The sequence below is a fragment of the Brevundimonas sp. FV1ye29L genome, from assembly GCF_058681095.1.
Genome location: NZ_CM178730.1, coordinates 3,072,559 through 3,087,910, shown reverse-complemented (window position 1 = coordinate 3,087,910; position 15,352 = coordinate 3,072,559). Strand labels below are relative to the sequence as shown.

Here is a 15,352-nt window from a genome sequence, read left to right as displayed (position 1 = left end):
GGCTCCCATCACGCGTCTTGGGGCTGGTCGAGGTCGTCGGCCGAGGCGTCGGCCCCGGCTTCCGGTCCGGCGTCAGCGACAGCGGGGGCCTCGCCGAAGACGGCGTCGGGGTCGTATTCGCCCTCGGCGTACTCGACCTCTTCCTCATACTCCGGCTCGGGCTGGGGCAGTTCGGAGGCGTCGATCCATCCGGCGGCGACACGGGCCTGAAGGATCAGCATTTCGGCGTCCTCCTGGCTCAGGTTGAAGCTTTCCAGCACCCCGGCCAGCTTGACCCGTTCGCCGTTCACGACCTCGTGGCCGCCGCGGATTTCATCCGTGGCCAGATCGGCCAGATCCTCGACGGTCTTGATCCCGCCTTCACCCAGGGCGACGGCGATGGCCAGGGTCACGCCGGGCACGGCCATAACCGCATCCTCGACGCCCAGTTCGGTGCGTTTCGCGTCCAGGACGGCGGCCTGTTTGTCGAGGAATTCACGGGCGCGGGCCTGAAGCTCCTCGGCCGTGTCCTCGTCGAAGCCCTCGATCTCGGCGACTTCATAGGATTCGACGAAGGCCAGATCCTCGACGGTGGCGAAGCCCTCGGTGACCAGCAGCTGGGCGATGACCTCGTCGACGTCCAGGGCTTCCTGGAACAGGAGGGTGCGCTCGCTGAATTCCTTCTGGCGGCGTTCGGAGTCCTGGCTCTCGGTGATGATGTCGATCTGCCAGCCGGTCAGCTGGGAGGCCAGGCGCACGTTCTGGCCGCGACGGCCGATGGCCAGGGACAGCTGTTCGTCGGGCACGACCACTTCCACGCGGCCGGCTTCTTCGTCGAGCACGACCTTGGAGACCTCGGCCGGGGCCAGGGCGTTGACGATGAAGGTCGGCTCGTCCGGGTTCCACTGGATGATGTCGATCTTCTCGCCCTGCAGTTCGGCGACGACCGCCTGAACGCGCGAGCCGCGCATGCCGACGCAGGCGCCGACGGGATCGATGGAGCTGTCGTTCGAAAGCACCGCCATCTTGGCGCGCGAGCCGCTGTCACGGGCCGCGGCGCGGATCTCGATCACGCCGTCGTAGACCTCAGGCACTTCCTGGGCGAACAGCTTGGCCATGAAGCCCGGGTGGGCGCGGCTGAGCATGATCTGCGGGCCCTTGGTCTCGGCCCGGACGTCATAGATGTAGGTGCGGATGCGGTCGCCGATGTTGAACACCTCGCGCGGGATCGACTGGTCGCGGCGCATGATCCCCTCGCCCCGGCCCAGATCGACGATGGTGTTGCCGTATTCGACGCGCTTGACCGTGCCGTTGACGATCTCGCCGACGCGATCCTTGAACTCCTCGAACTGGTTGGCCCGCTCGGCCTCGCGCACCTTTCCGGTGATGACCTGACGGGCCATCTGGGTCTGGACGCGGCCGAATTCGAACGGCGGCAGGTCCTCGACATACTCCTTGCCGACGACGGCCTCGGGATCGCGCTTCGAGGCGTCGGTCAGGCGGACCATGGCCGAGTCGTTGAACTCTTCCAGCTCGTCCTCCGGCATCCAGTCGTCCTCGACGATGGTGACGTGACGGGTCAGGGCCAGTTCGCCGGTCTTCGGATCGATCTTCGCCCGGATGTCGTGATGGGCGCCGTAACGCGACTTGGCGCCCTTCTGGATGGCTTCTTCCAGCGCCTCGATGACGATCTCGCGATCGATATTCTTCTCCTGGGCCACCGCATTGGCGATCTGGAGCAGTTCGAGACGGTTGGCGGAAATACCGGTGACGGCCATCAGGCTTTGTCCTCAGATTGGGTCTTGGTGTTGGTGTTGTTTCCGGGCGCGCCATCCTCGGGAGAATGGTCCGGAAGCTCGTCGTCTTCAGGTTCGCCGCGACGGGCGCGGATTTCGGCGCCGCGCTTCAGCAGGGCGTCGGTCATGACCAGTTTGGCGTCGACCAGCCAGTCGAAGGGGATCAGGGCGGTCTCGTCCTCGCCGTCCAGGTCCATACAGACGTTGTCGCCCTCGGTCCCGGCGACGAGGCCCTTGAATCGCTTGCGGCCCTCGATCATCCGGTCCGTCTCGAGCCGGGCCTCCAGCCCCTCGAACAGGTCGAAGTCCTTGAGCCGGGTCAGGGGGCGGTCGACGCCGGGCGACGACACCTCCAGCAGATATTCGCCGGCGATCGGGTCGGCGGCGTCGAACACCTCCGACACGGCGCGCGACAGACGGGCGCATTCCTCGACCGAGATGTCGTTGTCGGCCGGGCGTTCGGCCATGATCTGCAGCCGTTGACGCAGCGAGCCGCCCATCAGGCGCACGCGCACGATGTCCAGGCCGAGCGACTCCGCAATAGGGTCGATCAGCTCCAGCAGCTGGCGGTCAGGGGCGGTCTTGGCGCGCAACGGGTTCGGGTCTCTGTCTCGGCAACAAAAGCGGGCAACAAAAAAGCGGCTGGCCATCCCGGGCCGCCGCTTGGAACGACGCCGTTGGACGCCGGTCTAACGATGTGGGACGCCATATAGGCGGTTCACGATCGCTTGTCAGCCCTCTTCGTCGTCTTCGCCGTAGAAGCAGTCGTCGTCGCGGCCATGGCGGGGCTCCCGTAGCAGGATATTATCCTGCCACGGTCCGCCGCCGCCGGAAACCCGTCAGGCCGCGCCGAGGTAGTCGCGTTTGCCGATCTCGACCCCGGCTGCGCGGAGCAGGGCGTAGGCCATGGCGACGTGGAAGAAGACGTTGGGCAGGGCGAAGCCGGTCAGATAGGCGCCGCCCTTGAAATGCTGTTCGCCGCCGGGGAATTTCAGAACGACGTCGCGGTCTTCCCCGCCCTCATAGGCGGACCGGTCGACGGAGTTGATAAAGGCGATCGTGGCGTCGAGACGGGCCTTCAGCTCGGCGAAGCTGGCTTCGGTGTCGGCCATCGACGGATTCTCGGTCCCGGTCAGCCGGGCGACGGCCCCCTTGGCCGAGTCCGAGGCCAGCTGGATCTGGGCGGGGAAGGGCCGCATGTCGGGCGCCAGACGCGCCTGCATCAGGGTCGCCTCGTCGAAGCCCTGGGCGAGGGCCTTGTCCATCAGGGCCGACAGGCCGGTCAGGGCGCGTACGAGGACGGGGGCGGAGGCGTCGTAGAGGCCGAAGCTCATGGGGTGGTCCTTGTTGAAGACGGGCGAGGTGACGCCACGCCTTGCAGATGGGCGCCGCAGGCTTGTCGCGGAAGCGGCGCCGTGGTCAGCAGAGGCATGATTTCGCGTCGACATCCGGCCCTGACCGTCGGACTCATCCTGGCCTTCGCCGCCGTGATGGCCCTGGCGGCCCGGGCCAGCGTCCCCATGCTGCCCGTGCCGATGACGATGCAGAGCGCGGCGGTCCTGCTGGCGGGCGCCGTGCTGGGCGCACGCGGCGGCGTTGCGGCGGTTATGGTCTATCTGGCGGCCGCCGCCGCGGGCCTTCCGGTGCTGTCGGACGGTGCGGGCGGTCTGTCGCGTTTCGCGGGTCCGACAGCCGGGTATCTGTTCGCTTTTCCCGTCGCGGCGGGCCTGACCGGGCTGGCGGCGGGTCGAGGCCTGCTGGATCGGCCGGTTGCCGGACTGGCCGTCCTGTTGGCCGCCCATCTGGTCCTGCTGGGTCTCGGCGCGGCCTGGCTGGCGCGGTCCATGGGGCCGGAGGCGGCGCTGGCGGCGGGGTTCACGCCCTTCCTGATCGGGGCGGCGGTCAAGTCGGCGCTGGTGCTGGTGTTGCGCCGGGTCCTGTTCAGGCTCTGGCCCGCCCTCTGGCCCGCCCTCGAAATCAAACCCTGACGAAATCGAGGAAAATCGGGGCGATATCGCCCAGCTTCTTTTCCTCGTAGCGGGTGACGACGTGGTCGTCCGGGGCCGCATGCCGGTCGGACGGGCCGGTCCAGTCGAGGGACGGGTTGGCGTTGAACGTCTCCAGCGCCCAATCGGCGTAATTCTCCCAGTCGGTGACGAAGCGCAGCCGGCCGCCCGGCTTCAGCACCCGGACCAGGGCCGCAACAAACTCATCCTGAACCAGCCGGCGCTTGTTGTGCCGCGCCTTGTGCCAGGGATCGGGGAACAGGATCATGACCCGGTCCAGCGAGGCGGGCCTCAGGGCCTCGACGACCGCGCGGGCGTCGTCGGCGTGGATGCGGACGTTCTTCAGCCCGCCCTCGTCGACATGCCGCAACAGGGAGGCGACGCCGTTCAGGAAGGGCTCGCAGCCGAGGATGACCGTGTCCGGATGTCGCGCCGCCTGGGCCGCCAGATGTTCGCCGCCGCCGAAGCCGATCTCCAGCCAGGCCGAGGTCGCGCCGGGCATCAGGGCCAGCGGGTCGATCGGCCCTGTCGCCGGATCGGGTACGGCGATGGACGGCAGAAGGCTGTCGAACAGGGCCGCCTGTAGCGGCTTGATCGGCCGCGACTTGATGCGGCCGAAGGTGCGCAGGGGGCGGTGGGCGGCAGTTTTGGGGTCGGGATCGGATGTCATGATGTGAGGGGCGAGGTTTCAGGGTCGAGGTTCGAGACAAGGACCGATTGATCCAGGCTTCGGACCCCTACCCTGGAACCTCGAGCCTCGCCCCCTCGAACCTTCAGACCAGAGCCTTCAACTGATCGACCAGATCGGTCTTCTCCCACGAGAAGCCGCCCTCGGCGTCAGGCTCGCGGCCGAAATGGCCATAGGCGGCGGTGCGGGCGTAGATCGGCTTGTTGAGACCCAGATGCTCGCGGATCGCGCGGGGCGTGGCGCCGCCGATCAGGCCGAGGATCTTCTCTTCCAGAACCGATTCCGCGATCTTGCCGGTGCCGTGCAGGTCGACGTGGATCGACTGGGGCTCGGCCACGCCGATGGCATAGGAGATCTGGATGGTGCAGCGGTCGGCGAGACCCGCCGCCACGACGTTCTTGGCCAGGTAGCGGCAGGCATAGGCGGCCGACCGGTCGACCTTGGTCGGGTCCTTGCCCGAGAAGGCCCCGCCGCCGTGCGGGGCGGCCCCGCCGTAGGTATCCACGATGATCTTGCGCCCGGTCAGGCCCGTGTCGCCGTCCGGTCCGCCGATCTCGAAGATGCCGGTCGGATTGATATGCCAGACGGTCTCGTCGGTGATGAAGCCCGTCGGCAGGACGCTCTCGACCACGGGTCTCACGACCTCGGCCACCTCGGCCTGGGTCTTGCCGACGGCGTGCTGGGTCGAGACGACGATCGAGGTTGCGCGGACCGGCTTGCCGTCCTCATAGTGCAGGGTCACCTGGGATTTGGCGTCCGGCTCCAGCAGGCTGCCGCCCGCGTGGCGCAGTTCCGCCAGCTTTTTCAGAATACCGTGGCTGTAGGCCAGGGTTGCCGGCATCAGTTCCGGCGTCTCGTTCGAGGCATAGCCGAACATGATGCCCTGATCGCCCGCGCCCTCATCCTTGTTGTCGTCGGCGTCCACGCCCACGGCGATATCGGCGGACTGGCCGTGCAGGCGGTTGATGAACTCGAAGGTGTTCCAGTGGAACTCGTCCTGCTCATAGCCGATGTCGCGAACGGCGGCGCGGACGGCGGCCTCGATCTCGGCCTCGATGCCAGGCGCCCATTCTCCATCCTTGCCCATGATTCCCTGGCCGCGAATCTCGCCGGCCAGCACCACCAGATTGGTCGTGGTCAGGGTCTCGCAGGCCACGCGGGCATAGGGATCCCTGGACAGGAACAGATCGACCACGGTGTCCGAGATGCGATCCGCGACCTTGTCGGGGTGGCCTTCGGAAACGCTTTCAGAGGTGAAGTAGAACGAGGTGCGGGACAAGACGGGCTCCGGTTGCGCCAGTGTGATTAGGTCAAACGTATAAAGATATCCTTATATGTGCAAGCGTCACGTCGGTTCCACGTCATCTCCGGGAGCGAGGGCAGGCCGGGCGCCTGTCGCGGGAACTGCGGCGCGAAAACGCCCGCCTGAGCGGATCAGGCGGGCGTTGACGGTCCGGCGCTGTGAACCTCGATCAGTGGCGGAAGACGCGCACCCCGGTGAAGGCCATGGCGATGCCCTGTTCGTCGGCGGCGGCGATGACCTCGGCGTCGCGCATCGAGCCGCCGGGCTGGATCACCGCGGTGGCGCCGGCAGCGACCGCTTCCAGCAGGCCGTCGGCGAAGGGGAAGAAGGCTTCCGAGGCGCAGGCGGAGCCCTCGGCGAGGGAATGGGCCAGACCCTTGGCCTCTCCGGCCTCGCGCGCCCGGATGGCGGCGATGCGGGCGCTGTCGCGGCGGTTCATCTGGCCGGCGCCGATGCCGGCGGTCTGGCCGTCCTTCGCATAGACGATGGCGTTGGACTTGACGTGTTTGGCCACGGTGAAGGCGAACAGCATGTCCTGGATCTCGGTCGGGGTCGGCTGGCGCTTCGTCACAATCTTCAGATCCGAAGGCTTGATCTGCGACCGGTCGCGGCTCTGGACCAGGAAGCCGCCGGCGACCGAGCGGAACACCTCGCCCGGTCCGTGCGGATCGGGCAGGCCGTCGGTGATCAGCAGGCGCAGGTTCTTCTTCGAAGCAAAGACCTCCCGGGCCTCGTCGTCCGCGCCGGGGGCGATGACCACCTCGGTGAAGATCTCGGTGATGGCGCGGGCGTCGGCGCCGTTCAGCGGGCGGTTGACGGCGATCACGCCGCCGAAGGCCGAGACGGCGTCGCATTCCAGCGCACGGGCATAGGCTTCCGACAGGGTCGCGCCGACGGCCACGCCACAGGGGTTGGCGTGTTTGACGATGACGCAGGCCGGCGCCTCGAACTCGGCGACCAGCTCATAGGCGGCGTCGGCGTCGGCGATGTTGTTGTAGCCCAGCTCCTTGCCCTGGATCTGGGTCGCATGGGCGACGCCGGGACGGGCTTCTCCGGTGCGATAGAAGGCCCCCGTCTGGTGCGGGTTCTCGCCGTAGCGCAGGGTCTGGGCCAGTGTGCCCGCGATCGACCTGCGGGCCGGGGCGGCGTCCTCCAGCCGGCCGGCGAACCAGCCCGACACGGCGGCGTCATAGGCGGCGGTGCGGGCGAAGGCGCGGGCGGCCAGCTGTTTGCGCAGGGCCAGGGAGGTCGAGCCCGAGGCCTTCAGGGCCTCGACGATCAGGCCGATCGACTCGCCGTCGACGGCGACGGCGACATAGCCATGGTTCTTGGAGCCCGAGCGGATCATGGCCGGGCCGCCGATGTCGATGTTCTCGATCACCGCGTCGAAACCGGCGCCCGAGGCCACGGTCGACTCAAACGGATAGAGGTCGATCCAGACGATATCGATCGGGCCGATGCCGTGCTCGTCCATGGCCGCCCTGTGGTCGGCCGCATCGCGCACGCCCAGCAGGCCGCCGTGGACCACGGGGTGCAGGGTCTTGACCCGGCCGTCCATCATCTCGGGGAAGCCGGTCAGGTCGGCCACGTCCTTCACCGGCAGGCCGAAGCCGGCGATGGCGGCGCGGGTGCCGCCGGTGGAGACCAGCTCCACGCCCGCCTCGTGCATGGCGCGGGCCGCGTCCTCCAAGCCGGCCTTGTCCGACAGGGAGATCAGGGCGCGGACGGGCTTCACCGTGTCGGGAGCAGGCGGAAAGTCTGGGGCGGCGGGCATGGCGAGTCCTTGGGGGGCGAATCCGGGGCGGGGAAGGATGGGCGGGCGTCTAGCATGAGGCGCTGCCGCGTTCACCTCCCCATCGCCCTTCGGCGACAGGGGGTGAACGTCAGCCTTCCGGATCGCCCGCCGCCCCGGCGGGGCTCAGCTTCCAGCGGATCTTTGTTTCGGCATCCGTCCGGGCCGAGCCGCGGACGACGATCTGGAGCGAGCGGCGGGTCAGGCCGTCGTCGATGTGGACGCTGGGCTCGACGGCGACGTCCGGTCCGTCGGTCCGGAACCACCAGCCGCGCCCGGAATGGCCGCGCAGCAGGATGGATCGCTTGTCGCGGGCGAGGGAGGCCTGGACCCCCGGCTCCAGATGGAAGCGGACGGCATAGGGGGCGGCGATGGCGCGGACGATCTCCTCATGGCCGGGCGAGGGATGCAGCCGCTCCTCGGCCCGCAGTTCATCCAGCCTCTGGTCCAGATAGAGGCGGCGCTGGTGCATCAGGCCGAAGGGCACGGCCCAGCCGTCATGCTCGACCTCCAGCCAGACGGCGCCCTCGGCCTGGCGGTGTTCGGCGCCGATATGAACCGGGCGGCCGACCAGCCGCGACCCCAGAAGCTCGCCCTTCCATCCGCCCAGGGGTTCGCCCAGCGACTGTTCGCCCAGGGTCAGGGTCGAATGGCCGGGCGTCAGCCTGAGCCCGGCCCGGTCGGCCGTGCGCGGCGTCCAGCCCGATCCGGTGATCAGCCGGTCCTTGCCGCAGGCGATCTCGATGGCCATCGGCTGGGCGCAGGCCGTCTCGGACCAGGCGCCATGACCGGCGGGCGCCGTATCGACCACCACCGTCAGAAGGGCGCCGTGCAGGCGGCGGTAACCGCCGACCTCGCCCGCCACGGGCGGCCCGTCCTGACCCGCACTGTCGTCATGGGCGCGGGCGGCGGCGACCCGCTCGACATGCGACGGCCCTCCGCCCTGGAAGCTGATCAGCCGCCCGTCCGGCAGGGTCAGCAGACGCATCGCGGCGGTCAGCCGGGCGATGGCGGAGGTCAGGGCCTCGGGCGGCGGCTCGGACAACTGGCCCAGGGCATCGTCCAGCGTCAGCAGGTCGAGCAGCAGACACATGCCCGCCTCGGCGCTGCGTGAGGCATGGCCGCCGTCGGGGCCGACGGTCGTCTTCAGCACGCCGGGCAGGGCGCCCAGGGCGCGACGACGCAGGGCGGCGCCCGGGGCTCCGGCCAGGACGCATCCGGCCAGGGCGGCGGCGGCCAGACGCTCGGCCTTGCCGGCCAGACCGCCCGGCGGACGCAGCAGCTGGCGCGCCTGTCGACCCAGCAGATCGGTCAGTTTCAGCCGCTCGGCCTCGGTGGCGACGGCGCCCATGCGGCGGGCGGCGCAGGCGATGTTGAACACCCGTCGCGAGAGGATTTCAGGGGCCCAGGCGAAGGGCGACCAGCGGGCGAAATGATCGGGCCAGGCCAGGCTCAGACGCAGGGCCTCGCGCGCGCCGCGCTCGCCCTGCGTCATCAGGCCGGGCAGCCAGGCGAAGGCGTGAAGATCAACGGCGAAGGCGCGGCTGGGGCTGGGCCGATCCCACGGGATCTCGTCCGGCTCGATCTCCAGACTGACCCCCGCCAGGCTGAAGCGGCCGCCCAGGATCGCCTTGCCCTGGTTGGCGTCGGCGGGCCGCAGGTCGCGCGGACCGCAGGCCAGGGCGGTGACCTTGCCGCCCTTCAGCGTCAGGGCATAGCCGGGAATGCCGTACAGCTCGATCCACATCTGCCGCGTCAGCAGACGGCCGGCGATGGCGGGCCACAGGGAGGGACCGGTCATCGGACCGCCCGAACGGACCGGCGTCCGCACCGGCGCCCCACGCAGGCCGGGGATGGCTCCCGGCCCGACGCCGGCGGCGTCGGCCTCGGCGGCGCGCCGGGCGAACGGGCCGAGCGGGCTCAAACCGTCGGTCCGGGGGCGGCGCCCTTCAGGGCGGCGATATTGGCCGCATAGCGGTCGGGCCCGTCGCGGAACACGAACGATCCGGCGACCAGGGCGTCGGCGCCGGCGGCGACGCAGGCCCCGGCATTGGCGGCGACCACCCCGCCGTCGACCTGCAGATGCGCGGGCGAGCCGGCGGCGTCCAGAATGGCGCGGGCGCGGCCGATCTTGTTCAGGGCGCTGTCGATGAACTTTTGCCCGCCGAACCCCGGATTGACCGACATGATCAGGACCAGATCGACCAGATCGACGACCTCTTCCAGGATCGTCAGGGGCGTGCCGGGGTTGAACACCACCCCGGCCTTCGCCCCCAGTTCGCGAATACGGCCCAGGGTCCGGTGCAGGTGCGGCCCGCTTTCGGGATGGACGCTCAATATGTCGGCCCCGGCGGCGCGATAGGCCTCCAGCCAGGGATCGACCGGCGCCACCATCAGATGGACGTCGAAGGGCAGGGACGTGTGCGGCCGCAGGGCCTTCATCACATCGGGACCCAGGGTGATGTTGGGCACGAAATGGCCGTCCATCACATCGACATGGATCCAGTCGGCGCCCGCCGCCTCAAGCGCAGCGACCTCCTCGCCCAGACGGGCGAAATCGCTGGCGAGGATCGACGGACAGATCAGGGGCGCGGCCATGGCCGGTGGATAAGGCGGGTCGGCGGCGGGAGCAAGGCGGCTTGGAACCCGCACCGTGTCGTGTTCTACTAATGTTCCTGAATGGAGTCGTCGATGTCGATGGATGATCTCTCAGGCGGCGAGCCGGTGCATGTCTTTGAAGACGAGGGCACGGGGGACCGCTTCCTGATTTACGGCACTGCCAAGGGGGCGCGCGTGGAGCTTCGCTTCGACGGCGAAGCCCTGTGGATGACCCAACCCCAGATCGGTGCGCTCTTCGGCCGCGACGTTTCCGTGATCTCTCGCCACATCAGCAACATCCTCGAGGAAGGTGAACTTGGCGAAGTTCCTGAGTTGCATTTTTTGCAATTCAGAGGCGCGGCCAACCGCTCGGTGACGGCATACAGCCTCGATATGGTGATCTCGGTCGGATACCGGGTCAGTTCGGCTCAAGCGACGCTGTTCCGCCGATGGGCCACGGCGGTGCTTGTTCGATTCGCTTCTCGTGGCTTTGTCGTTGATGTCGAGCGGCTGAAGGCGGGTGGGGATCAGGACCGCATTCGCGAACTTCGTGAGATCGTTCGCGATATTCGCAGCGCGGAAGCTAATGTCTATGCGGAAATCCGCAGCATCTGCGCCCTGTGTCAGGACTACGATCCGAAATCGGAGGCTTGGCGTGAATTCTACCGCAACACTCAGGCCAAGCTTTGTCATGCCGTGACCAGTCTGACGCCGGCGCAGGTCATCGTTTCGCGGGTCGATCCTGCGCAAGACAATCTCGGACTTCAGGCATGGTCGGGCGAACGAGTGCGTTCGGCGGATGTGACGGTCGCCAAGAACTATCTTCGGGAGCCGGAAGTTCGCGAGTTGAATCGCCTGACGGATATCCTGCTCTCAATTTTCGAGGACCAGCTGGAAGTGGGCCGGCTTACGACCATGGCCCAGGCGACCGAGCTTCTGGATCGCCAGCTGCGAAGCCTCGGACGCATTCCGCTTCAGCACGGCGGCGAAGTCTCAAAGGACCATGCGGATCGCGAGGCGAAGCGTCACTACAAGGTGTTCGACGACAATCGCCGCGCCGACGAAAAAAAACGTGTGGACCGCGAGTACGCCGAACTGAGGCAGGCCGCTGAAAGTCTGCCCAAGGCGCGACGACCCACGCCGCGCAAACCTTAGCCCTCGATCCGCTCCAGCCGGGCGATGAAGAAGCCGTCGAGGCCGCCGTGTTCGGCCCACATGGAGGGCAGGATGCGCAGCCAGCCTTCGGGGGTCAGGGCCTCGGGCGGGGCGCCGAGGGCGGTCGGGTCGGCGGGGGTGGTGGCGAAGGCCGGGTTGCGGCGCAGGAAGGCGTTGACCTGGGCCTCGCCCTCCTCGCGTTCCAGCGAACAGACGCAATAGACCATCCGGCCGCCGGGCTTCACCCGGGCCGCGCCCGCGTCCAGCAGCCGGTGCTGGACATCGGCCAGGTTGGCGACGTCGGCGGGTTTGACCGCGCGCAGGGCCTCGGGATTGCGGCGGAAGGTGCCGGTGGCGGTGCAGGGGGCGTCCAGCAGGACGGCGTCGAAGGTGCGCGTGTCCTCCCACTCCTCGCCGGGCGTGACCACGATTTCCGCTTCGAGCGTCGTGCGGTCCAGATTCTGGCGCAGGCGGCGCAGGCGCGGTTCCGACCGGTCCAGAGCGGTGACCGAGGCGCCGGTCGCGGCGATCTGCAGCGTCTTGCCCCCGGGCGCAGCGCACAGGTCCAGCACCGTCTCTCCGGTCTTCGGGGCCAGCAGGCGGACGGGGACGGCGGCGGCGGCGTCCTGGACCCACCAGTCGCCGTCATCGAAACCGGGCCAGCCGGCGATGTCGCCGCGACGGCCGGTGCGGACCGTGCCGCCTGTCAGGACTTCGCCCTCGACGGCGGCGGCCACGGCGGCGGGATCGACGCCCGGCTTGAGACTGAGATCGGTCGCCGGTTCCTCGCGCGCGGCCAGGGCCAGCCCGGTCAGGGCGGCCTCGCCCCACGTTTGTTTCCAGCGGGCGGCGATCCAGTCGGGCAGATTGGCCTCGGCGGTGGTCAGGCCCGGGCCTTCGCGTTCGACGCCGCGCAGCACCGCATTGACCAGGGCCTTGTAGGGACGGGCCTTGGGATCGCGCTCGGCCAGTTTCACGGCGGTCGAGACGGCGGCGAAGGCGGGCGTCTCCAGCACCAGGGTCTGGGCCAGGGAGATCCGCATCAGGGTGCGCACCACCTCGGGCGGGGATTTCTTGAGCCTCTGGTCGAGGATCTGGTCGATCTCGCCGAGCCGCCGCAGGGCCGCCATGGCCACGGCGCGGGCGAAGGCGCGGTCGGGGCCGGGCAGGGCGGCGACGGCCGGCAGGGCCAGGGCCTCGTCCAGACCGCCGCGTCGGGTCAGGGCCGCGTTCAGCAGGACGCCGGCCGCCACACGCGCCTCGACGCCGATGTCGGGGCTGTCGTCGGCGGGATGGACCTCACGGGGTTTGGGCTCGCGTCGGGGGCCGCGCGCCTTGTCGGCCAGACGGCGGCCGCGCGCGCCGGAGTCCCGGCCTTTCGGCGTTCCCCCGCTCAAACCGAAACCGTCATACTGAAACCTGCGCGCCCAGCTCGACCACGCGTCCCGGCGGGATGTGGAAGAAGTCGGTCGGGTTGGCCGCATTGCGCATCAGGAAGATATACAGCTTGTCCTGCCACAGGGGCATGCCCTGGCTGGCCGAGGGCACGACCGAGCGGCGGCCGAGGAAGAAGCTGGTCGACATGATGTCGAACTTCACCCCCTGTTTGCGGCACAGGCTGAGGGCGCGCGGCACGACCGGGCTTTCCATGAAGCCATAGCTGAGCGTGATCTTCTTGAAGTCGTCGTTGATCGGCTCGATCAGGATGCGCTCGCTGTCCGGCACACGCGGCCGGTCTGTGGTGCGCACGGTCAGGATGACGTTCTTCTCGTGCAGCACCTTGTTGTGCTTGAGATTGTGCATCAGGGCGACCGGCGCCACATCCGGATCCGAGGTCAGGAAGATGGCTGTTCCCGGCGCGCGGTGCGGCGGGCGGGCCCGCAGCATCTCGATCAGGTCGGTCAGGGGCAGGCTGTCCTTCTTGGCCTTGACCGCCAGGATCTGGCTGCCCCGCGTCCAGGTCCACATGATCAGCACCAGGCCTGCGCCCAGCACCAGAGGCATCCAGGCCCCGTCCGGAATCTTGAGCAGGTTGGAGGTCAGGAAGACGCTGTCGATGAAGCCGAACGGGATGAGGGTTCCCAGCACGGCCCACATCGGCCATTTCCACTTCTTGGTGATGACCGAATAGGCCATCAGGGTGTTGACCAGCATGGTCCCCGTCACCGCGACGCCATAGGCGGCCGTCAGATTGTGCGAGCTCTGGAACACGAACAGCAGCACCAGCACGCCGATCAGCAGCAGGCTGTTCACCGCCGGCACGAAGATCTGTCCGGCCTGGGTCTCGGAGGTGAAGCGGATGTCGATGCGCGGCAGGAGGCCAAGCTGGACGGCCTGCTGGGTGACCGAGAAGGCGCCGGTGATCACCGCCTGGGAGGCGATGATGGTCGCCAGGGTGGCCAGCAGCAACATGGGCCAGTAGGCGATCTGGGGCACCATGTTCCAGAACGGGTTTTCGGACGCGGCGGGGTTGTCGAGGATCAGGGCGCCCTGACCCAGATAGTTCAGGGTCAGGCAGGGCAGGACGAAGGCCAGCCAGCCCATCCGGATCGGCGCCTTTCCGAAATGGCCCATGTCGGCATACAGGGCCTCGGCTCCGGTCACCGCCAGGAAGACGCTGCCCAGGATGATGAAGCCCAGGAAGCCGTCATTGACCAGCAGCATCACGCCATAGTGGGGCGACAGGGCCCGCAGGATCGAGATGTCGTCGAAGATGTGGAACAGGCCCAGGGCCCCGAGGCTCAGGAACCACAGGGCCGTGATAGGCCCGAAGAATTTCGCCAGACCCTCGGTGCCCTTGGACTGGACCATGAACAGGCCGATCAGGATGGCGGCGCAGATCGGCACGATGAACGGGTCCAGCGCCCCGTTGATGCCGGGCGCGTCCTTGACGCCCTCGACGGCGGACAGGACCGAGATGGCCGGGGTGATGATCCCGTCGCCATAGAAGAGGGCCGCCCCGCAGACGCCCAGAACGAAGATCCAGGCGCTGCGCCGGCCGATGGCGTGCTGGGCCAGGGCCATCAGGGCCAGGGTGCCGCCCTCGCCCTTGTTGTCCGCACGCATCAGGAAGAAGACGTATTTGAACGTCACCACGATCATCAGGGCCCAGAAGGCCAGCGAGACCACGCCGATAACGGCCAGGTCGCCGCCGACCCCGCCGCGCGCATGGTCGATCGCCTCACGCAGGGCGTACAGGGGGCTGGTGCCGATATCGCCGAACACGACGCCGATGGCGCCGATGGTCAGGGCCCAGAATCCGGCCTTGTGCGCGGTCCCGTGTACGGGAGCCGGCGGTCGGGCGTCGTCGTTGGTCGAGGGAGGCGGAGCGGGGGGAGCGCCGTCGCCTCGGGGATTATCCCCGGTCATGAACATCCTCCGGGCGAGGCCGAGCGCGCGCCCATCAAAGCGGAGCGCCAATAGGCGCTTTCCGATCCGGGTTCAATCGCGGGCCGCTGCAATCCGTTTCACGGTGTTCGTCCGGCCACAGGTCAGGCGGGGGGCGATTTGTGAATCCGCCCGGGAAGGCCTACTTTCGGCGCCCGCCCCTGGTGAACCCATGTCCGACAGCCAACGCTTTCCCGTCGCCGCCCATGCCCTGGCCTATATGGCCCACAGGGGCGCGACCGAGGCTGCGCACGCCATACCCAGCGCCATTCTGGCGGCCTCGATCCCCACAAATCCGGTGGTGGTGCGTCGGGTCACCGCCCTGCTGGCCAAGGCGGGATTGATCGCCACCCGTCCCGGCGCCTCCGGCGGGTCATGGCTGCTGCGCGCGCCGGAGGCGGTGACGCTGGATCAGGTGCTGCGGGCCGTGAACGGTTGCGCCCATCTGGGATCGCCGCCCCAGGGCGCCAAGGGCTGTCCGATCAGCGAACACATCCCGCGGCAGGTCGCCCGCGCCCTGACCGCCGCCGACGAGGCCGCCGGCGCCGCCCTGTCGAAGATCACCATCGCCGATCTGCTGGCGGAAAACCCGCCGTCCCTGGCGGCCTTCGCGCCCCATGCCGCCTGTCCGGTCGCGGCCTGACGATC

13 protein-coding genes are annotated in these 15,352 nt (G+C 68.7%); 3 read left to right on the top strand and 10 right to left on the bottom strand.

Going from position 1 to position 15,352, the window contains the following annotated elements; genetic code table 11:
* Positions 1-8 precede the first annotated feature (8 nt).
* From nusA to ACW17W_RS15160, 3 genes are all read right to left on the bottom strand, one after another.
* Positions 9-1,757, bottom strand: coding sequence for a transcription termination factor NusA (gene nusA, locus ACW17W_RS15170; RefSeq protein ID WP_492077798.1), 1,749 nt, complete (start codon positions 1,755-1,757; stop codon positions 9-11).
* The gene (gene rimP / locus ACW17W_RS15165; RefSeq protein ID WP_492077797.1) at positions 1,757-2,368 is read right to left on the bottom strand and encodes a ribosome maturation factor RimP; all 612 of its coding nucleotides are present in this window, start codon (positions 2,366-2,368) and stop codon (positions 1,757-1,759) included. Before rimP ends, nusA begins: the two co-directional genes overlap by 1 nt.
* Before the next feature lie 246 nt (positions 2,369-2,614).
* A complete protein-coding gene (locus ACW17W_RS15160; RefSeq protein ID WP_492077795.1) occupies positions 2,615-3,109 on the bottom strand; it encodes a DUF1993 domain-containing protein in 495 nt (164 codons plus the stop codon).
* 96 nt (positions 3,110-3,205) lie between these two features.
* Here ACW17W_RS15160 and ACW17W_RS15155 point away from each other — a divergent pair, with 96 nt between their 5' ends.
* Positions 3,206-3,763 carry a biotin transporter BioY gene (locus ACW17W_RS15155; RefSeq protein ID WP_492077793.1) on the top strand — a complete coding sequence of 186 codons (558 nt, stop codon included), beginning with the start codon at positions 3,206-3,208 and terminating at the stop codon, positions 3,761-3,763.
* On the opposite strand, the gene trmB is transcribed toward ACW17W_RS15155, so the two are convergent.
* The 5 genes from trmB to rpe all read right to left on the bottom strand — a co-directional run bounded on the left by trmB (position 3,753) and on the right by rpe (position 10,162).
* Positions 3,753-4,451: a tRNA (guanosine(46)-N7)-methyltransferase TrmB gene (trmB, locus tag ACW17W_RS15150; RefSeq protein WP_492077791.1), complete on the bottom strand. Its 699-nt coding sequence runs from the start codon at positions 4,449-4,451 to the stop codon at positions 3,753-3,755. The two genes, ACW17W_RS15155 and trmB, sit on opposite strands and share 11 nt — an antisense overlap.
* A 103-nt stretch (positions 4,452-4,554) precedes the next feature.
* On the bottom strand, positions 4,555-5,748 hold the full coding sequence (metK, locus tag ACW17W_RS15145; protein ID WP_492077789.1) for a methionine adenosyltransferase: 1,194 nt from the start codon (positions 5,746-5,748) through the stop codon (positions 4,555-4,557).
* 193 nt (positions 5,749-5,941) lie between these two features.
* A complete protein-coding gene (gene purH, locus ACW17W_RS15140) occupies positions 5,942-7,546 on the bottom strand; it encodes a bifunctional phosphoribosylaminoimidazolecarboxamide formyltransferase/IMP cyclohydrolase (RefSeq protein ID WP_492077787.1) in 1,605 nt (534 codons plus the stop codon).
* Positions 7,547-7,655: 109 nt separating this feature from the next.
* Positions 7,656-9,488 (bottom strand): heparinase II/III family protein, encoded by a 1,833-nt coding sequence (locus ACW17W_RS15135; RefSeq protein ID WP_492077785.1) that lies wholly within the window; start codon positions 9,486-9,488, stop codon positions 7,656-7,658.
* Positions 9,485-10,162, bottom strand: a complete 678-nt coding sequence (gene rpe / locus ACW17W_RS15130) for a ribulose-phosphate 3-epimerase (RefSeq protein ID WP_492077784.1) — start codon at positions 10,160-10,162, stop codon at positions 9,485-9,487. The genes ACW17W_RS15135 and rpe overlap by 4 nt, the downstream gene beginning before the upstream one ends.
* 93 nt (positions 10,163-10,255) lie before the next feature.
* Between rpe and rhuM the strand changes: the two genes are divergently transcribed.
* Positions 10,256-11,317: a RhuM family protein gene (gene rhuM / locus ACW17W_RS15125; RefSeq protein ID WP_492077782.1), complete on the top strand. Its 1,062-nt coding sequence runs from the start codon at positions 10,256-10,258 to the stop codon at positions 11,315-11,317.
* Here the strand turns inward: rhuM and ACW17W_RS15120 are convergent.
* Together ACW17W_RS15120 and ACW17W_RS15115 are read right to left on the bottom strand one after the other, a co-directional pair.
* On the bottom strand, positions 11,314-12,714 hold the full coding sequence (locus ACW17W_RS15120) for an RsmB/NOP family class I SAM-dependent RNA methyltransferase (RefSeq protein ID WP_492077780.1): 1,401 nt from the start codon (positions 12,712-12,714) through the stop codon (positions 11,314-11,316). The two genes, rhuM and ACW17W_RS15120, sit on opposite strands and share 4 nt — an antisense overlap.
* Before the next feature lie 10 nt (positions 12,715-12,724).
* Positions 12,725-14,686: a potassium transporter Kup gene (locus tag ACW17W_RS15115; protein WP_492077779.1), complete on the bottom strand. Its 1,962-nt coding sequence runs from the start codon at positions 14,684-14,686 to the stop codon at positions 12,725-12,727.
* Positions 14,687-14,876: 190 nt separating this feature from the next.
* On the opposite strand from ACW17W_RS15115, the gene ACW17W_RS15110 reads away from it, so the two are divergent.
* Positions 14,877-15,347 (top strand): Rrf2 family transcriptional regulator, encoded by a 471-nt coding sequence (locus tag ACW17W_RS15110; RefSeq protein ID WP_492077777.1) that lies wholly within the window; start codon positions 14,877-14,879, stop codon positions 15,345-15,347.
* Positions 15,348-15,352 lie beyond the last annotated feature (5 nt).